General features: G+C 69.8%; 14 protein-coding genes. 7 read left to right on the forward strand and 7 right to left on the reverse strand.

Annotated elements, in window-relative coordinates:
- Positions 1-102: 102 nt before the first annotated feature.
- Both QSK05_RS22210 and lhgD read right to left on the reverse strand, forming a co-directional pair.
- A complete protein-coding gene (locus tag QSK05_RS22210) occupies positions 103-1761 on the reverse strand; it encodes a sugar transferase (RefSeq protein ID WP_285599213.1) in 1659 nt (552 codons plus the stop codon).
- A gap of 490 nt (positions 1762-2251) precedes the next feature.
- Complete coding sequence (lhgD, locus tag QSK05_RS22215) at positions 2252-3466, reverse strand: L-2-hydroxyglutarate dehydrogenase (RefSeq protein WP_285599214.1); 1215 nt, start codon at positions 3464-3466, stop codon at positions 2252-2254.
- Positions 3467-3674: 208 nt separating this feature from the next.
- On the opposite strand from lhgD, the gene QSK05_RS22220 reads away from it, so the two are divergent.
- A complete protein-coding gene (locus tag QSK05_RS22220; RefSeq protein ID WP_285599215.1) occupies positions 3675-4538 on the forward strand; it encodes a polysaccharide deacetylase family protein in 864 nt (287 codons plus the stop codon).
- A 55-nt stretch (positions 4539-4593) separates the two neighbouring features.
- Here QSK05_RS22220 and QSK05_RS22225 read toward each other — a convergent pair whose 3' ends face one another.
- Both QSK05_RS22225 and QSK05_RS22230 read right to left on the reverse strand, forming a co-directional pair.
- Positions 4594-6027, reverse strand: a complete 1434-nt coding sequence (locus QSK05_RS22225) for a glycosyltransferase family 4 protein (RefSeq protein ID WP_285599216.1) — start codon at positions 6025-6027, stop codon at positions 4594-4596.
- A gap of 80 nt (positions 6028-6107) precedes the next feature.
- A complete protein-coding gene (locus QSK05_RS22230; protein WP_285599217.1) occupies positions 6108-7541 on the reverse strand; it encodes a dihydrolipoyl dehydrogenase family protein in 1434 nt (477 codons plus the stop codon).
- Between the two features lie 90 nt (positions 7542-7631).
- Here QSK05_RS22230 and QSK05_RS22235 point away from each other — a divergent pair, with 90 nt between their 5' ends.
- Positions 7632-7970 (forward strand): hypothetical protein, encoded by a 339-nt coding sequence (locus QSK05_RS22235; RefSeq protein ID WP_285599218.1) that lies wholly within the window; start codon positions 7632-7634, stop codon positions 7968-7970.
- 92 nt (positions 7971-8062) lie between these two features.
- Here the strand turns inward: QSK05_RS22235 and QSK05_RS22240 are convergent, their stop codons facing one another.
- Positions 8063-8932, reverse strand: a complete 870-nt coding sequence (locus QSK05_RS22240; RefSeq protein WP_285599219.1) for an SDR family oxidoreductase — start codon at positions 8930-8932, stop codon at positions 8063-8065.
- A 304-nt stretch (positions 8933-9236) separates the two neighbouring features.
- Here QSK05_RS22240 and QSK05_RS22245 point away from each other — a divergent pair, with 304 nt between their 5' ends.
- Positions 9237-11807 carry a bifunctional FO biosynthesis protein CofGH gene (locus QSK05_RS22245; protein WP_502879813.1) on the forward strand — a complete coding sequence of 857 codons (2571 nt, stop codon included), beginning with the start codon at positions 9237-9239 and terminating at the stop codon, positions 11805-11807.
- Positions 11808-11863: 56 nt separating this feature from the next.
- On the opposite strand, the gene QSK05_RS22250 is transcribed toward QSK05_RS22245, so the two are convergent.
- Positions 11864-12538: a uracil-DNA glycosylase gene (locus QSK05_RS22250; protein ID WP_285599221.1), complete on the reverse strand. Its 675-nt coding sequence runs from the start codon at positions 12536-12538 to the stop codon at positions 11864-11866.
- Positions 12539-12580: 42 nt separating this feature from the next.
- Between QSK05_RS22250 and QSK05_RS22255 the strand changes: the two genes are divergently transcribed.
- The 4 genes from QSK05_RS22255 to QSK05_RS22270 all read left to right on the forward strand — a co-directional run bounded on the left by QSK05_RS22255 (position 12581) and on the right by QSK05_RS22270 (position 16408).
- On the forward strand, positions 12581-13939 hold the full coding sequence (locus tag QSK05_RS22255) for a pyridoxal phosphate-dependent decarboxylase family protein (protein ID WP_285599222.1): 1359 nt from the start codon (positions 12581-12583) through the stop codon (positions 13937-13939).
- 65 nt (positions 13940-14004) lie between these two features.
- A complete protein-coding gene (locus QSK05_RS22260; RefSeq protein ID WP_285599223.1) occupies positions 14005-14289 on the forward strand; it encodes a DUF3263 domain-containing protein in 285 nt (94 codons plus the stop codon).
- Between the two features lie 142 nt (positions 14290-14431).
- A complete protein-coding gene (locus QSK05_RS22265) occupies positions 14432-15079 on the forward strand; it encodes a LytR C-terminal domain-containing protein (protein ID WP_285599224.1) in 648 nt (215 codons plus the stop codon).
- Positions 15080-16201: 1122 nt separating this feature from the next.
- A complete protein-coding gene (locus QSK05_RS22270; RefSeq protein ID WP_214153400.1) occupies positions 16202-16408 on the forward strand; it encodes a cold-shock protein in 207 nt (68 codons plus the stop codon).
- 256 nt (positions 16409-16664) lie between these two features.
- On the opposite strand, the gene QSK05_RS22275 is transcribed toward QSK05_RS22270, so the two are convergent.
- A complete protein-coding gene (locus QSK05_RS22275; protein WP_285599225.1) occupies positions 16665-18893 on the reverse strand; it encodes a bifunctional 3'-5' exonuclease/DNA polymerase in 2229 nt (742 codons plus the stop codon).
- Between the last annotated feature and the right edge of the window lie 131 nt (positions 18894-19024).

Raw genomic sequence — 19024 nt, forward strand, 5'->3', positions numbered from 1 at the left:
GTATGACGGCGCCCCTTGTTGTTCCGGCCGGGGTTGACCGGTTCGGCCCAGGGCACCGCCACCGGTGTCTGACGCATCGGGTCAGGACACCGTTGCGTCGGATCAGCCGCCCTCGGCCCGGATCACGGACATCGCCGTCCGCATCAGGATCTTGATGTCGAGCCAGAGCGACCAGTTCTCGATGTAGTAGTTGTCGAAACGAGCCCGCTCGGCGATCGAGGTGTCCCCCCGCAGGCCGTTGACCTGGGCCAGGCCGGTGAGGCCACAGGGCACCCGGTGCCGGGCGACGTAGTGCGGGTGCTGGCTGCGGAACGTGTCGACGAAGTGCGGGCGCTCCGGCCGGGGGCCGACCAGGCTCATGTCACCGCGCAGGATGTTCAGCAGCTGCGGCAGCTCGTCGAGCGACGAGCGACGCAGGAACTTGCCCACCGGACCGAGACGGTCGTCCAGGGCGATGTTCCAGTTGGTGGCGGATTCGGTCTCGTCCACCGGCTTGAGCGAACGGAACTTCATCACGGAGAAGTGCTGGCCGTCGACGCCCACGCGCTCCTGCTTGAACAGGATGCCGGGGCCACCCTCCATGCGCACGAGGGCGGCGATGACCGCCATCAGCGGCGAGAGGCACATCAGGGCGAAACCCGAGAAAGCGATGTCGATGGCCCGCTTCACCTGCCAGGCCCGGCTGCGGTAGGCCGCGCGGCGCAGGCGGATGAGCGGCATGCCCCACGCGGTGTCCATCTCGCCACCGACGTGGTGGAGCTCGAACAGGCGCGGCACTACGAAGATTTCACAGTGCAGACGGTCACAGGTGCGGATGATGTCGACCAGCTCGGACTCACGCATCGAGCCGAACGCGACGATCACGTTGCGCACCTGGTGGTCGAGCAGGACCTCGACCAGCTGCTCGGGACGGCCCAGGATGCGGTGCGAGGCGCTGACGCCCGGCCGCGGCGGGTCGATGTCGAGGAAACCGATCGGCTGCAGGCCGTACTGCGGGTGCTGGGAGAGCGACTCGGCCAGATAGGTACCGACCCGGCCGGCGCCGAGGATCAGGGTGCGGTGCGCGATCCGGCCGGTGCGGCGGGCGTAGCGCACCAGGCCGTAGGCCATGCTGCGCAGGCAGACCGCGGCGACACCGGTGACCGCGGCGGCGATCAGCAGCTTCCAGTCGACCATCTCGATGTCCCAGCGCAGCTGGTTCAGCGTGAGCTGGCCGGTCACGGTCAGGGCCAGGACCACCAGGAGGCGGCCGGACAGGGCCGGGAGGTCGTCGAGGATGCCCGGCGACAGCCGCGAGCGGTACAGGCCGGCTGTGGCGTAGGCGGAGATCAGCAGCACGGTGAAGAGACCCATGATCGGCCGGATCCCGCCGGAGGCCAGGGCCCCGGCCAGGCAGGCGATCAGGTCGAGCAGCACCAGCATCGGACGGATGCCGGCGCGGACCAGCGGCCCGGTCCAGGAACCGGCCGGCGGGTCGTCGTCCTGCGCGCCCTGGGTGACGTGGAGGTCGGCGCCGGGGCGCGGGGCCTGGTTCAGCTGCGGGAGCTGAATCGGCTGGGTCGCGGTCTGCTGATTGAACGGGGCCTGCGGGGCGTATCCCCCGTAGCCGTGCTGGGCCGCGCTCTGACTGGTCAGGTGCCGGTCGGGGGCTGAACCCCCACGAACATCGATGACCAGCCGTGGTTCGTCCGGGCGGGCGGCGTCCGGGACAATCCCCCCGGCGTCTCGCGAAGCCCTGCCCATCGGATCACGGAGCGTCACTTAAAGCCCTCCCTGTCGCACTGTGTCATCCGCAGCCCCGCACTGCCGTCACTGCCAACGTACGGTCTCGTCATCTTCATCGTTAGCCAATGCTGACTTCGTTACCGCAACGCAGGTGTCGAGTGACGGTTCTGGCATCCTTGACTACCTTGCGTAGTCACCGGAGAAACACTGGTCTCAGAACCTGGCACCCGAAACCTATCTTTCGGAGCTTTGCCGGTCGAACCACCGATCCCGGGCCGCCAGCAGAATCTGGCCGTTCGGATGAGGTTTGGCATCTCCCGTTCACCCGGCCCGCAGCGTCCGGCGGAACGACAGCAGCGCTGCTGCCCCCCTGGCGTAAGCATGCCAGGGTGCCGGAGGCGATGCGCCCACGCCTCGGAAGAAAGCATGAAGAATCCGGATATGCGTAACACCTGTCACAGGCCGTGAGATCCTTCGCGTTCGCGGATCTCACGGCCCGTGCTGCTGGCTGCCGCCGGGAAGTACCTCAGCTGGTGGCCGAGACCATCAGGTCGCGCAGTTCGTCGGTGATGTACTCGGCGATCGCCAGCGACGACGTCGCGGCCGGGGAGGGCGCGTTGCGCACCGCCATGACCTTGTCGAGCTTGGAGATGCGGAAGTCGTCGACCAGCGAGCCGTCGCGGTCCACGGCCTGGGCGCGCACGCCGGCCTGGGCCTTCACCAGGTCGCTCGCCTGGATCTCGGGGACGTACTGCTGGGCGAACTTCACGTACAGCTTCTTGCTGAACGAGCCCGCCATCTCGCCGGCGCCCATCCGCCAGTGCTGCTGGGCGAGCTTGCGCATGCCCGGCCACTTCAGCGTCTCGAACAGCTCCGAGGGCTTGATCGTGCCGCGGGTGTACCCCTCGCGGGCGAAGGCCAGCACGGCGTTCGGGCCGAGGTCGACACCGCCGTGCACGCGCTTGGTGTAGTGCACACCGAGGAACGGGTAGTCCGGGTTCGGGACCGGGTAGATCAGGCCCTTGACCATGTGCGTGCGCTCGGGCAGGAGCTCGAAGTACTCACCGCGGAAGGGCACGATCGCGGGGCCCTCGTCGTCACCCGCCCAGGTGGCGACCTTGTCGGACTGCAGACCGGCGCAGACCACCAGCCGGTCGAAGACCAGGGTGCGGCCGTTCGACTTCACCTGGACCTTGCCGTTGTACTGCGTGATGCCGTCCACCGGGAAGTTGAACTCGATGGTGCCGCCCGCGGCGCGCACGTCGTCAGCGTAGGCGTCGGTGACGGCCACGTAGTCGGTGATCGCGGTGCGGGGGGAGTGCAGGGCCGCGACACCGGCCGCGTACGGCTCGATCTCCCGCAGGCCGACGTTGTCGAGCCACTTCACGTCCGGCACGCCGTTGGCCGCGGACTTCTCCTCGATCTTCTTCAGCCCGGCGACCTCGTCCTGCGTGATCGCCACGACGAGCTTGCCGCACTCGTCGTAGGGGAGCTTCTTCTCCTGCGTGTATTCCTTGAGCAGCCCGACGCCACGACGGCAGAGCGTGGCCTTGAGGGAGCCCGGGGTGTAGTAGAGGCCGGCGTGCACCACGCCGCTGTTGTGGCCGGTCTGGTGGACCGCCGGACGGTCTTCCTTCTCCAGCACCGTGATCTGGGTGCCGGGGTAGACCTCGGTGATCCTCCGGGCGACGGCGAGACCGACGATTCCGGCGCCGATGACGCCGACGTGCTGAACGGACATCTGGAATTCCTCCGAAATCAAGAAGAGTTCGAGGGTATCCAGCACCGCGGTGTGGTGATGACCGACTTCGGTCCTTCGTAGCCGGTTCGGTGTACTCCTTCAACGCATTGTTCATGGCGGATCCCCCGAACGGTGCCGTTCTGCTCCACCTCGGTGGCCCTGTGTGACGGCGCCGGGAACCGGCAGCCCCGATCGATAAGGTCGCACCATGACTGGTGCCCCCGCTCAGGCCGCCCGGCGGCCCGTCCTGGATCTCTCCGCCACCCTGGTGCGGCGCGGATACGTCTGCGACTACGAGGTCGGCGAACGGCCGTTGCCCGGTCCGGACAAGGTGCTCACCTACGGCCGCCCGGCCCTGCTCGCGGTCAGCACGGTGGCCTGTGTCTCGACCACCGAGAAGGTCGTCAGCCTCACCTACGACGACGGCCCGAACCCGGAGTACACCCCGCAGGTGCTCGACGCGCTGGCCGCCGCCGGTCAGCGGGCCACCTTCTTCGTGCTGGTCGAGCAGGCGGAGCGCTACCCGAACCTGATCCACCGGATCATCGGCGGAGGGCACGAGGTCGCGCTGCACGGCATCGACCACACCCGGCTCAGCTCGCTGCCGCTGAAGAAGGCCGTCTCACTGATCAAGGACGGCAAGGGCCGCCTGGAGCAGGTCGCCGGCCGCCGGGTCACGCTGTTCCGTCCCTGCTACGGCGCGCAGACCGTCGGGCAGTACCTGGCCACCCGGGCCCTGGGCCTGGAGGTCGTGGTCTGGTCGGCGTGGGCCCGCGACTGGGACAGCGCGGACGCCGGCGTGATCGCCGAACGGGCGATCGGCTCGCTGCACCAGGGCGGGTTCGTCCTGCTGCACGATCACTCGGGCGACGGTGTGGGCGCCCTCGACCCGGTCACCGGGGCGGAGCTGGAACGCGGTGAGGCGACGCGGATGCTCCTGCGCGGCCTGGCCGACCGGGGCTACACCTCGCGCACGGTCGGTGAGCTGCTGAACCAGTACCCGGCCGTGCGCACGGTCTGGGCGGAGAAGCGCGACCTGAACCGGCCGGGGGGCATGCCGGCCTCCACCTGAGAGCAGGCAACAAAAATGGGGGACGCGTGCGTCCCCCATTTTTGGTTGCTTCCGATCAGAGACGGGGCAGCTGGATCGGCCGGGTCTCCGGCGGGATCGGACGGGCCAGGCCGAAGATGTCGTCGTAGCGCCGGCGCACCACCGCGGGGGAGTATTTGGTGTCCCAGGCGGTGCGGGCGGCGGCGGAGAGCTGCTGGTTACGGATCGGGTCGGTGGCCCGCAGCATGGCCGAGGCCAGGTCCTGCGGGGTCTGGCCGACCAGCAGGCCGCTGCTCTCGTTGCCGTCGATGCCCTGCACGCCGGCCGGGGTGCCGACCACGGGCAGCGCCCGGGCCAGAGCCTCGAGCACCTTGATCTTCACGCCGCTGCCGGTGCGCAGCGGGGAGAGCAGCGCGGCGCTGCCGTTCAGCACGGTGTCGAGGTCGTCGACCCAGCCGAGGAACCGCACGGCGCCGCCCCAGGCCTCACCGGAGGGCAGACCCGCGTCGGTGCCCGGGCCCACCACGTTGATGACCACGTTCGGCAGCACCTGCTGCACGGCCTCGCGGCACTCCTTCAGGAACCAGTCCAGCCCGTCGCGGTTCGGGGCGTAGTCGAAGCCACCGATGAAGGTGAACTCCGGGGCGCCGGTGTAGTAGCGCACCCGGCTGTTCGACGGCTCGCGCAGCAGCGGGGGCAGGGTGCCGATGTTCGCGCCGGGCACCTTGGCCTGCAGGCGCGCGGTCTCCTCGGGACTGATCAGGTAGGTGCCGTCGAAGTACTCCGGCTGACGGGTCTCCGAGGCCGCCACCAGGTCACGCTCCAGGCGCAGCAACGGCCGGTGCACCCGGGGGCTGGCCAGCAGGCGCTTGGCCGGGCCGGGCAACAGCTTGGCGAACTCACCACCGGGGTTGCCGGAGCCGCCCTGCTCCTTCAGCATCGCGTCGTAGCGCTCGGAGAACAGGTCGTCCGCGTAGAGGATGCGGCGCTTCACCTGGTGGCCGAAGCTGGTGCCGGGCCACAGGGCCGAACGGTCCCGCGCGGTCTCGCCGCGCTCCAGCACGTACTGGCCCATCCGCACGGTGTCCCAGATCTCCAGGTCGGCCTGGATCTCGTCCACCGCCGAGAAGATCCGGCTGCCCAGGGCCGGGGAGTGCAGCACGGCCTCCTGCAGCGGGTGGCGGTAGCGGCCACCGGCGTGCTCACCGGCGGCCTGACCGAAGCCGGCCGGCCGGAACCGGGGCGGCAGCACCACATTGGCGAGCACCGAGGTGGCCTGCTCCACGGTGCCGGGCTTGGAGAGGACGTGCCGCCGGTAGGGCACGTCGGGCCGCTGGATGTCGGCCCGCCCGACGAGCACCAGGTGCACGTTGTCCGGCCCGAGCCGCTCGCACAGGTGGTCGAGGATGCCGCCGATCACCACCGGCTTGCCGTACTTGCGCGGTTCCGGCTCGGTAGCCGTGATGAAGACCGCGCTCGAGATCGTTCCGTCGTTCGTGCCCGCGTCCATGCCCCGCACCTTATCTGCGGTACCGGTATCGGCAGCCGGGGAACAACCGGGGAATCAGCCGCCCGGATCATTCCCGGACCTCAACGCAGCCGGGTTGCGAGCTCCTGGGCCGGGGCGTTGATCGCCTCGGCCCACGACGGGAAGGCGTGCGGCTGGTCGGCGAGCGCCTGCACGGTGACGCGGGCCCGCACGGCCAGGGCCAGTTCGGCCGCCCAGGAGTCGGCCTCCGGCCCGATCGCGGCCGCCCCGATCAGCACGCCGGTGTCGGCGTCGGCGATCAGTTCCAGCCCGGCCGGACGGTGGTCGTCGTGGTCCAGCGCCCGTTCCACGGCGCTGCGGGTGGTCCGGGTGGCGTCGGAACGGGCCGTCGACGTACGGACGCCCCGGTCGGCGGCCGTCTTCTCGGTGTCGCCGACGGCGAACACGGGCGGGTCGGTGTAGACCACGCGCGGTGTACCCGAATGGTCGGCGTCGCGGCCCCGTCCGAGCAGCTCGTCGGCGACCACGCGGGCCTGGTGGTTGGCGCCGTGCGTGTAGGGGTTGATCGCGGTCAGGTCGCCGATCGCGAACACGTCAGGGCGGCCGTTGACCCGCATCCGGGCGTCGACCAGCACCTCGCCCCTCTCACCGGTCTCCAGGGCGAGGTCTTCCAGCCCGTCGAGCACGGGCTTCTTCCCGACGGCCACGAGCAGCCGGTCCACCGCGAACGTCTCGCCGTCGGTGGTCAGCGTGGTGCCGTCGACCCGTTGCAGCTCGGTGCCCGGGCGCACGTCCACCCCGAGCCGCTCCAGCGCCCGGGCCATCGTCTCGCCCAGCCAGGGCTGCTCGCGGTCGAGCAGCGTCGGGGCCGACTGCAGCAGCGTGACCCGGCTGCCGAACGAGGCGTAGACCTCGGCGAGTTCGCAGCCGATCGCCCCGCCACCGAGGATCGCGAGCCGGCCGGGCAGTTCGGCGGTGGACAGGGCGACGTCCGAGGTCCAGATGCCCGGCGCGCCCCGCTCCAGCCCGTCGACGGGCGGCATCACCGCCGCCGACCCGGTGGCCAGGACCAGGGCCGCGCGCCAGTGCACGGTGCCCGTGCTCGTGCCGTCGTCCAGCCGCACCCCGCCGGGCCCGGCGGTGGCGCGGGCCCGCACCAGTTCCACACCGTCCTCGAGCATCCCGTGGGCCGCCAGAGTGTCCTCGCGGTGGTGGACCGTGTCGTCACGCACGCGTACTGCCCGGGCGAAGGCCTCGAGATGGGGAACCGCCGAACCGGCCGAACGGTGTCGCCGGGCGGACAGCAGCATCGACTTCGACGGTACGCAGGCGACGTAGGCGCATTCCCCGCCGATCCGGTGCCGTTCCACCGCGAGCACCCGCAGACCCGCCCGGGCCAGCTCCGCGGCCAGCGGTTTCCCGGCCGAACCGGTACCGATGACGATGACGTCGAAGTGTTCACCGTCGACGTCCGCCGGGGTTTTCACGGCTTTTCCGACAGCCTCTGCCACTTCTTCGTCGCCCGCGCCGCTCATATCCCGAATCATGCCTACGACCTGCTGATTCGGCATCCCGGGGAAGGGCCCGCCGGATGCATTCGATCTTCGCAGCGGTTAGTTTGGGGTATGGCCGGTTTCCTCGGGAAGTTCAGTGTGTTCGCCCGCTCCCCTCAGGGCAAGAAACTGATCCAGCAGGTCCAGACCGTCGCCAAGGACCCGGCCACCCGGGCCAAGGTGCAGGCCCAGGCCCAGCAGATCAGCAAGCAGCTCAAAGACCCGGCCACCCGGGCCAAGGTGCAGGAGCAGGCCCGCGGCCTGACCAAGCGCCTGAAAGACGCCACGGGTGAGAAGCCGAAGCCCGGGCAGTCGTCCCCGCAGACGAAGCCCACCAAGCCGGCGTCCGGCCCGGTCTACGGCACCCCGCCGGACGATGCGCCGAAGTACGGCCAGCCCCCGCAGCACTGATCCCCTCGACCTCGAACCCGAGCGCGTCCTCGGGGCTTAGCCTCTCGCATCGCGCCTCACCCATCGCGCCGCACGGGTATGCGGAGGGTGCTCTAGGGGGCCGGGTTCGGGTCGTGTGCGCGGGCCTTGGTGTCGGCCCGCCCGCCGGGGCCGATGGGTGACGACGCCTGCGGCCCGGCTTCGGCCAGGGCGGTCTCGAACCGGGCCGCGGGGCCCCGCCCGAGCAGGTGCACCACGCCCGGCATCAGGCCGCGCACCGGCCGCAGCAGCCGGATGAAGGCCTGGCCGTAGACGTAGGGCGAGCGGCGCTCGATGCCGTTCACGATCCGGGTGATGGCCGAGTCCAGGTCGTGCAGGCGCAGCCGGCCGGAGCGCCCGGCCACCCGGCCCATGTCGGTGTCGGTGAACGACAGGTAGGCCACGCCTACCCGCACGCCGTGACCGGTCAGTTCGGTGCGCAGGCCCAGGGCGAAGGCCTCCACACCGGCCTTGCTGGCGCCGTACGCCGTGATCATCGGGGTGGGCGCGAGCGCGGCCAACGACGCGACCTGGAGGTAGTAGCCCTGACTGCGGACGAGGTGGGGCAGGAACGCGCGGACCGTGCGGATGCTGCCGAGCAGGTTGACCTCGATCACCCGGTCGTAGGCCGCCGGGTCGGACAGGCTCAGCGGGCTCCCCATCGCGATCCCGGCGTTGGCGATCAGCACGTCCACACCGCCGAAACGCTCCTGCACCCCGGCGACGGCGGTGGCCAGGGCGTCGGGGTCGGTCACGTCGCACTCGAACCAGGCGGCCCGGTCGCCGCAGCGGACGGCCACGGCGGCGAGCTGCTCCGGCTCCAGCCCGAGCAGGGCGACGTGGGCACCGCGCTCGGCCAGCCTCTCGGCCAGCGCGGCGCCGATGCCTCGCGCCGCGCCGGTGATGACAACGACCTGGCCGGCGATCGGCTGCGGGATGCGCATCGCGCTGAGTCTCCTCGGGGGGACGGGGGGAGAGAAAAGGCTCAGAAAGTACCTGTGAACGAAGATGCCGTCGCGAGTGCGCCTGATACGCGCGCGGGGCGCGATGTGACGAGCGCGACGTCCCCCATGATGTCCCTGGATGTCCGTGGAACCGGTGCAGTGAGGCACGGTCGGAATGCACCGGGTGCCAGAGCGGGTTCGCACCGGTGCGAGCAGAAGCAGACCAGTGGCAATCCGGTGGCTGTCCGGTTGCTGTCCGGTTGCTATTCAGGCAGACCAGTTGCTTGCGCACGACTTGTGCACGATCACCGCAGAGGAGTCTTTCGTGACCCAGACGCCGACCCCGTCCTCCGGCCCGGCACCGACCGAGGCCGCGTTACGGCGGGCACTGCGGCGCGCGTCCGACGGCGTCACCCTCGACCAGGCCGAGGCCGAAGTGCTGCTGCAGGCCCACGGCGAGCACCTGGACCGGCTGTTGCAAGCGGCCGGGGCAGTACGGGACGCCGGGCTGGTCAGTGCCGGGCGCGAGGGCATCGTCACCTACTCGCGCAAGGTGTTCGTGCCGGTCACGCACCTGTGTAACGACCGCTGTCACTACTGCACGTTCGTCAAGACCCCGAAGCAGCTGGAGCGCGAGGGCAAGTCGCTCTACATGACGCCGGACGACGTGCTCCGGGTGGCGCGTCAGGGCGCCGCGCTGGGCTGCAAGGAAGTGCTGTTCACCCTCGGCGACCGCCCCGAAGACCGCTGGCCCGAGGCCCGCGAGTGGCTGGAGGAGGCGGGTTACTCCTCGACGCTGGGCTACATCCGCGCGCTCGCGGTGCAGGTGCTCGAGGTCACCGGCATGCTGCCGCACCTCAACCCGGGCGTGATGTCCTGGCAGGACCTGGGCCGGGTGAAGCCGGTCTCGCCGTCGGTCGGGATGATGCTGGAGACCACCTCGCGTCATCTCTACGAGACCCCCGGCCAGGCCCATTACGGCAGCCCCGACAAAGACCCCGAGGTGCGGCTGCGGGTGATCGAGGACGCCGGACGGCACAACATCCCGTTCACCACCGGCCTGCTGATCGGCATCGGTGAGTCGTTCACCGACCGCGCGCAGTCGCTGTTCGCGCTGCGCCGCCTGGCCCGTGAGTACGGCCACATCCAGGAAGTCATCATCCAGAACTTCCGGGCCAAGCCGAAGACCGCGATGCGGTCGGCGGCGGACGCGCAGGAGGACGAGTACCTGGCCGCAGTGGCGGTGGCCCGGTTGGTGATGGGGCCCCGGATGCGGATCCAGGTGCCGCCCAACCTGTCCGAGCCGGAGCAGCTCGGCCGGCTGCTGCAGGCCGGGGCCGACGACTGGGGCGGCGTCTCACCCCTGACCCCCGACCATGTGAACCCCGAGCGTCCCTGGCCGCACCTGGACGACCTGGCCCGGTACAGCGCCGAGGCGGGTTTCGAGCTGACCGAGCGGCTCACGGTGCACCCGGAGTACGCGTCGGTGGGGGAGCCGTGGCTCGACCCGCGGGTCTACGGCCATGTGAAGGCCCTCATGCGTGAGGACGGCCTGGCCAACCCGGCCGCGTTGCCCACCGGAATGCCTTGGCAGGAGCCTGATCCCGAGTGGGGCAGCAGCGGCCGCATCGACCTGAACATCACGATCGACACCACGGGGCGCACCAGCGACCGGCGCAGCGACTTCGACGACGTCTACGGCGACTGGGCGGCGCTGCGGGAGAAAGCCGTGCTCACCGGGGCCCCCGAGCGGCTGGACGGTGACGTGGTCAAGGCGCTGAGCGTGGCCGAGACCGACCCGCAGGCCCTCACCGAAGACCAGTCGGTGCTGCTGGCCTACGTCGAGGGCGATGCGCTCAAGCAGCTGGCCCGGATCGCCGACGACCTGCGCCGCGAGGCGGTCGGCGACGACGTCACCTACATCGTCAACCGGAACATCAACTTCACCAACGTCTGCTACACCGGTTGTCGCTTCTGTGCTTTCGCGCAGCGCCGCAACGACGACGACGCCTTCACCCTCTCGCTGGACGAGGTGAAGAGCCGGGTGCGCCAGGCCTGGGACATCGGCGCGACCGAGGTCTGCATGCAGGGCGGCATCGACCCGCACCTGCCCGCGACGGCCTATTTCGACATCGCCCGGGCGGTGAAGGAGGCCGTGCCGCAGATGCACATGCACGCGTTCAGCCCGATGGAGGTCATCAACGGCTCCACCCGCACCGGCCTGCCGATCCGCGAATGGCTGCGGCAGGCCAAGGAGGCCGGTGTCGACTCGATGCCCGGCACCGCCGCCGAGATCCTCGACGACGACGTGCGCTGGATCCTGACCAAGGGCAAACTGCCCACGGCGTCGTGGATCGAGTGCATCACCACCGCCCACCAGGAGGGCCTGCCCACCTCGTCCACCATGATGTACGGCCACGTGGACAACCCCTCGCACTGGGCGAAGCACCTGCGGCTGCTCGCCCAGTTGCAGGAACAGAGCATGGAATACGGCGCAGCGCGTTTCACCGAGTTCGTGGCGCTGCCGTTCGTGCACCAGAACGCGCCGATCTACCTGGCGGGCGTCGCCCGGCCGGGGCCCACCATGCGCGACAACCTGGTGGTGCACGCGCTCGCGAGAATCCTGCTGTACGGCCGGATCGACAACATCCAGACCTCGTGGGTGAAGCTCGGCGTGGACGGCACCCGGGCGATGCTGCAGGCCGGCGCGAACGACGTGGGCGGCACCCTGATGGAAGAGACCATCTCGAGAATGGCCGGTTCTCAGTATGGTTCGTTGAAGACCGTGGCCGAGCTGGAAGAGATCTCCGAGCACCTCGACCGACCCGCGCGGCAGCGCAACACGTTGTACGAAGAGGTCCAGCTACTCGGGTAGAGCAAAAATTGAGGACGCCCACCAGAGTCTGGTGGGCGTCCTCAATTTTGGTTCTTCTACAGGGACCAGTCGATCGGCTCGGCACCCAGGTCTTCGAGCTCGGCGTTGGCCCGGCTGAACGGGCGTGACCCGAAGAAGCCGTTGTTGGCCGAGAGCGGGCTCGGGTGGGCGCTCTCGATCAGCGGAATGTCTTGCAGCGCAGGGGCGAGCGAGCGCGCGTCGCGACCCCAGAGAATGGCCACCAGGGGCTCGTCCCGCTCCGCCAACGCGTGGATCGCCTGCGCGGTGACCTCTTCCCAGCCCTTGCCCTTGTGCGAGGCGGAAGCGCCGGGCGCGACCGTCAGCACTCGGTTGAGCAACAGCACACCGCGTTCGGTCCAGGCCGTCAGGTCACCGTGCTTCGACGGCTCGATGCCCAGGTCGCTGTGCAGTTCCTTGAAGATGTTGTTCAGGCTGCGCGGCAGCGGGCGCACGTCCGGCCCCACCGAGAACGACAGCCCGACCGCATGACCGGGAGTGGGGTAGGGGTCCTGCCCCACGATCAGCACCCGCACGTCCTTGAACGGCTGCTTGAAGGCCCTCAGCACGTTGGGGCCGGAGGGCAGGTAGGTCCTGCCGTCGGCGATCTCCTTGCGAAGGAAGTCGCCCATCTCGGCGATCTTCTCCTCGACCGGGGCAAGTGCCGCAGCCCAGCCCGGGTCGATCTGCTCAGCGAGTGGTCGGCGTGTCACGGCCGCCGACAGTAGCGCCGTGCACACCTAGACTGCACATCCGTGCATCGCTATGACGCCGGGACCGAGGTTCTCGCCGAGGCCGTGATGAGTTACTCACGGCAGCGCATGAGTTACCAGGACGTTCCTCTGGACGCTCCACTCACAGCCGCGCAGCTGCGCGCCCGGGCCGGTCAGACCATCACGCCCGAGGGCATGGGTGGTGAGAAGGCTCTGCGGCTCTTCGGTGACGTGCTGGCCCCGGCCTGCATCTCCACCGACCACCCGCGCTACCTCTCCTTCATCCCGTGCGCCCCGACCAAGGCCGCGACCCTGTTCGACCTGGTGGTGAGCGCGTCCGGGCTGTACGCGGGGACCTGGATGGAGGGCTCGGGCGCCGTCTACGCCGAGAACCAGGCACTGGCCTGGCTGGCCGGGATGGCCGGCCTGCCGGAGAGCGCGGGCGGGGTGTTCGTGCCGGGCGGTACCACCGGCAACCTGTCCGCCCTGGTCGCGGCCCGGTACAGGGCTCGTCTCGACCGTGCGGAGCACCCTCGCCGCTGGGCCGTCGCCGGCACCGTTCACGCGCACTCGTCCATCGTCAGCGCGTGTGACGTGATGGACGTCGACTTCATCGGGGTTCCGGTGGGTGAAGACGGCCGGCTGACCGGTGCCGCGTTGCGTGAAGCCCTGGAGAAGGCCGGGCACGACGGGGTGTTCGCGGTGGTGGCCACGGCCGGCACGACGAACCTGGGCATCGTCGACGACCTGGAGTCGGTCGGCGCGGTCTGCGAGGAACTGGGCCTGTGGTTCCACGTCGACGGTGCCTACGGGCTCGCCGGCCTGGCGGCACCGAGCGTGCGGCACCGGTTCAGCGGCATCGAGCGCGCCGACTCGTTCGTGGTCGACCCGCACAAGTGGCTGTTCGCCCCGTTCGACTGCTGCGCCCTGATCTACCGCGACCCGACGGTGGCCCGGGCCGCCCACACCCAGCGGGCGGGATACCTGGACGTGGTCACCGACGGCGCGTCGCACGACGAGATCAACCCGTCCGACTACGCGGTCGGCCTGACCCGCCGGGCCCGGGGGCTACCCTTCTGGTTCTCGCTCGCGACGCACGGCACGCAGGCCTACACCGACGCCGTCGAGCGCACCCTGACCGTGGCGCGCCACGCCACGGAACGGATCCGGCACAGCGACGTGCTCGAACTGCTGCACGAGCCAGAGCTGTCGGTGGTCTGCTTCCGCCGGCAGGGCTGGACCCCCCAGGACTATCGCGCCTGGTCGGACCGGTTGCTGGCCGCCGACATCGGGTTCGTGGTCTCCACCACACACGCGGGGGAGACCGTGACCCGACTGGCCGTGGTGAACCCGGAGACCAGCGAGGCCGATATCGACACGATTCTGGACAGTCTGGTTTGAATGACACGGGTCTGCCGCGGTTCTAGAGTGAGCCCGACAGATCTTGAGGTGGGTTGAGGAGCGGGATGGATTCGCAGGAGCAGCCGGAGACCGGTCCGACCGGTCTGACTGCGCGGGAGGCCGAGATCCTGGCCTTCGAGCGGCAGTGGTTCCGGTTCGCCGGTGCGAAGGAGCAGGCCGTCCGTGAGCTCTTCGACATGCCGGCGACCCGCTACTACCAGGTCCTGAATACGCTGATCGACCGACCCGAGGCCCTTGCCGCGGACCCTATGCTGGTGAAGCGCCTGCGCCGGATGCGGCAGACGCGGCGCCGGAGTGGATCCGCACGGTCACTGGATGCTCACGGCTGAGTATCAAAAGCGTCCGATGGGGCACACCACAGTGATATGGCGTTCTGAGATGCCCGGCCGGGAGGGGCCGGGTCGGTAGTCTCAGGCCGTCGAGTACCCCTGAACCGGGTGGTGCTCGTTCCATCGTTCTGGGAGTCATGCGATGACCGCCACGAGGCCTCCGGGCTACGACGACCGCTCCGCCGCGCCGGTGGAGGCGAGCCGCCGCGGTGCACACCGCGCGCGGCCGAAGACGATTGCCGCGCTGCTGCCGGTCATCGCGGGCGTTGCCGTCGTGCTGCTCGTGATCGGTGCTGTCTACACGGTGGCCAGCAGTCGTTCCGGTGGCGAGTCCAGCAGTTCGGCGGCCGGTGGCCTGAGCGACGAGACCGAGGCAACGGCCTCGGCGACCGCCGGTGGTAAGGGCGGCGACAAGACCCCGGCGGCCGGCGGTGACACCACGGCCGAGCCGACGGCAGACGCTTCGGCGACCGAGGACGCGGGCACCGGCGGCGGTGCTGACACCACCGCCGACCAGACCATCCCCGTCGTGGTGCTGAACTCCCTCGACGTGGCTGGCCTGGCGAGCACGTACAAGGAGAAGCTCGAGGCCAAGGGCTGGACGGTCTCGCGCACCGACAACTCCGTCAACCGCGACCTGCAGGCCAGCAAGATCTACTACGAGGACGCGTCGATGAAGGCCTCGGCCCTGGCGGTCAAGAAGGCCCTCGGCGGTATCGGGGTGCTCTCCATGAACCCCACGGTCACTGACGACGACATCATCGTCGTGCTGGGGCAGGACTCCCAGTAGCCCGAGGGCGGTGACCACGAAGGTTGGCCACCCCGCCCGTTCGTGATCATGCACACCTTCCCCGGGGAGCTGGGGCACGTCCCGGCCGAAGGCTGGGGGATTGCCTGATCGCGAACGCAGTAGTGCTGGCGGGCGTTGGTGGGCCACCGCACTAGCTGCGCCCTCCTGAGGTGCTGCGGGGCGGACTGAGGTGCTGCGGGGCGGGCCGAGGTGCTGCGGGGCGGGCCGAGGTGCTGCGGTGCGGGCCGAGGTGCTGCGGTGCGGGCCGAGGTGCTGCGGTGCGGGACCGGTCGGGCGAACCGCGTGGGCCGGACCGGGTGCTGTCAGGCAGCCACCGGGTGCCCCGGGGGACTTCCCCGGCAGGCCCTGGCGCATGCATCGGTTGTCCGCCACGGGAACGTGCCCGGGCCCGGTTCGGCGGCTCGCTTGTTCCCCGATTGGGTCATTTCCGTGCGGTCAGGGCGCACGGAAGTTCCCCGATCATGGACGCGGGCCGGTCAAAGTACGCGGGCGGCGCCCCAGGGGCGCCTTCAGGGGCCCACGCGCGCCTAGGTGTCCTGACCACGGAGGTCGGCCACCGGCTCGTGCGTAGTCAGGCAAACCCTCGGCCGGCGTTCGGCGAGGTGACCGCACTTCCCGCTCGTGGAGACGTTGTCTCCGCCGAGGGCTGGGGGCCGCGTGGGCGTGAACGAACCGTGGGGTCACGTCGCCTGTGCCGGTGTGCTCACTGCCTGCACACGACGGGCCTCAGGGCGTCGTCGCGGGCAGTTGCCTGACCAGCGAGGATAGTTCTGGTTCGAATAGTCCTACGTTTCGGACCGTCATCATTCTGCCTTTTATCCGGTCGTGGAAAAAGGCCGTTGCCATTCATCGAACGGCGCTCGGTCTAAGTGCGGTTCACGAACATCGCTAAGAACTGGTATCTCCCGCATGTCGCATTCAGGCGCTACTGTAGGCGTCGGTCGAACAGTTCGATGAGCAATGTCCTCTCCAGCTTTCACGCCAGAGGCCCGCACGTTGGACCATCCCGGACCTGCCTTCTCAGGTGGAAACGGCGAGCGTGAGACCCGGTTCGTGTGCAGTGCGCGAACCGCGCCGCAGTTACAGCAAGCAGGAGTTGGAATGGCTCAGGGAACCGTCAAGTGGTTCAACGCCGAAAAGGGTTATGGCTTCATCACCGTTGACGGTGGTGGCGCGGACGTCTTCGTGCACTGGTCGGCCATCCAGATGGACGGCTACCGCTCGCTCGACGAAGGTCAGCGGGTGGAGTTCGAGGTCGGTCAGGGCCAGAAGGGCCCGCAGGCAGAGGCCGTGCGCCCCGCATCCTGATTCGTCGGTCGTTGGCCCCTTCGACGGGCTTATGACTTGACTCGTCACCGAAGCCGTTCCCGGCTCGACCCCGGGAACGGCTTCGTGTGTTTCCGAAAGTTTTACATTCCCGAGACCAGGTCGAACTAATAGCGTCGGTAATGGCCGTCGCCGGTCGCTCTCCTTGAACCGCGGATCGCTGAACCAATAGCGATGGATGATTGTTAGGGCAACGAGCCGGTAAGGCTATGGCTGCGCGCCGGAATGCGCTGAGCGGTTAATTCTTCTCGGCGTAGGACGCGATCGGGGCGGCGGCCAGAGGGATACGAACACCACGATCCCCGAGAACCAGGGAAGTGGCCTCGGAACCGCTGTCGACGATCGCCGCGACGGCTTCTGCGGCCAAGTGCGCGGGGGCATGCACGATCACTTCGTCGTGCTGGAAGAAAACCAGTTCGGCCCGGCCCTGATCATCGGGCAGCCCCGACAGACGACGGCGTAGTCCGGCCACGAGCGCGTTGGCCCAGTCGGCCGCCGAGGCCTGGATCACGAAGTTACGCGTGAACCGGCCCCGGGCCCGGGAGCGGGCCAGCGCCTGTTCCGGCGGCCCGTCCTGCCAGGTCGGTTCCGGTGGTGGGCAGGTGCGCCCGAGCACGCTGCGCACGATGCCGCCGTCTTCACCGGTGCGGGCCGCGCGCTCGAGCAGTTCCAGAGCCTGCGGGAAGCGCCGGCGGAGCGCCACCATCGCCAGGGAGTTGGCCCGGGCGCCGTACATGGCGGCCAGCAGGCCGATCTTCGCCTCGTTGCGGGCCTCGGGTTTACCCAGGGCCTGCCGGGCCAGGGCGGTGTACATGTCAGGGTCAGCCGTGGCCGCGATCATGCCGCGGTCTCCCGACAGCGCCGCCAGGATGCGGGGCTCCAGTTGACCCGCGTCGGCCGCCACCAGCACCCAGCCCGGATCGGCCACCACACACGCGCGCATGACCTTGGGAATCTGCAGCGCCCCGCCCCCCGATGTTGCCCAGCGCCCGGTGACCACCCCGCCCGGCACGTACTCGGCGCGGAACCGGCCCCCGCTGACCCACTGGTCCTGCCAGGCCCAGCCGTGGGCCACATGCAGCCGGGCCAGCTCCTTGTAGCGCAGCAGGGGCGGCACGGCCGGGTGGTCGATGCCCTTCAGCTCCCAGGCGCGGGTGGTGTCGACCGTGATCCCCTGCCGCCTGAGCGCCTTCAGCACCTCGGCGGGGGAGTCCGGATTGACCTGATTGATCTGGAACCCGGGCCCACTGCTGCCCGGAGCCAGCTCCTGCGCCACCTCCTCGGCCAGCGTCTGCAGCTTGCGCGGCCGTCCGTGATGCGCAGGCCGCGGCCCGAGCAGCTCGGTGAGCACCTCGTCGTGGATGCGCACGCTCCAGGGCAGCCCGGCCCGCCCCATCTCCACGGCGGCCAGACAGACCGCGGACTCGGCGGCCACCAGTAGCGGGAAGCCTGGATGGGCGACGCGAATGTCGGCGATCTGCTCGACCTGGGTCGCGTAGAGGCGGAGTAGCCCGGCCAGACCGTGAGGTTGTTCTCCACGCGGAGTGGGGCCCACCACGGGTTCACCCTCGTCGAGGTGGTCGGGGAAGCCGGTCGGGGCGGGGTGGCTGAAGCGGTCGGGGCGGCCGCCCGGGGCAAGGTGGTCGCTCGGGGCAAGGTGGTCGCTCAGGGTCAGGTGGTCGGCCGGGGCATGGTGGCCGGTCGGGTCATTGTGGCGGGCCTGGTCGCCGTGATCGGTCGAGTTGGGGTGGCTCGTGGTCGGGTCGCTGCGGCGGGGGTCGGTGGGGCCGGCCGGATCGGCTTCGGGAACGTGACCCGTGGCGGTTCTGGGTACCGTCAGGCCCGCATTGTCGAGCTCCTCGACCCAGGCGGCGACCTCGTCCGGCACGGCAAGCATGCGGGGGTCGATCTCGCCGCCGGCCGGTAGCTCAGGGCCGGAGCCGACCGAGCCGGAGCCGACCGAGCCGGAGCCGACCGAGCCGGAGCCGACCGAGCCGGGCCCGACCGAGTCCGACCCACCCGGGCCGACCGGCGTCCCTCCTTCTGGAGTTGCCCCCGAACCCTCACCGAACGCGTTCTCCTCGAACAGTGAGATCTGGGTGGCGCGGCCCGGCGTCACCGGCTCGCGGACCGCCGACTGGGGCGGCACGAACGGCTCGCCCTCGTACGTGCGCAACAAGTTCTCGACGGCGGCCAGGTCGTGGCACCGCTCGACCCGCACCCCGGCCTCGAGCAAGGCCGGATACATCTCGGTCGTACGCCACCAGATCCACCGGGGGCGGGCCTGGAGCTCCAGCCGGCGCACCTCCGCGACCGGATCGGCCGCCCAGGTGACCGGGCCGACCGGGCGACCGGCCCCGTCCACCCTTTGCCACTGGACACCGTTCCCGGAGGGCACCACCAGGACATGCCCCGGCGCGACCGCGGCCGCGCCGGCCGAACCGCTCTTCACCGCTCCGCCCGCCACAACCCCATGCTGGCAGCCACCACCGACAGTTCTGAGCGCCCGGCACCGGTTACGCGGTCAGGGGAAACAATGTGCGAACGGCCGTTCGGAGGGGCTCTGGAGGTTTGCACTCACCATGGTCGAGTGCTAAT

Source organism: Kineosporia sp. NBRC 101731, assembly GCF_030269305.1.
Classification (GTDB): domain Bacteria; phylum Actinomycetota; class Actinomycetes; order Actinomycetales; family Kineosporiaceae; genus Kineosporia.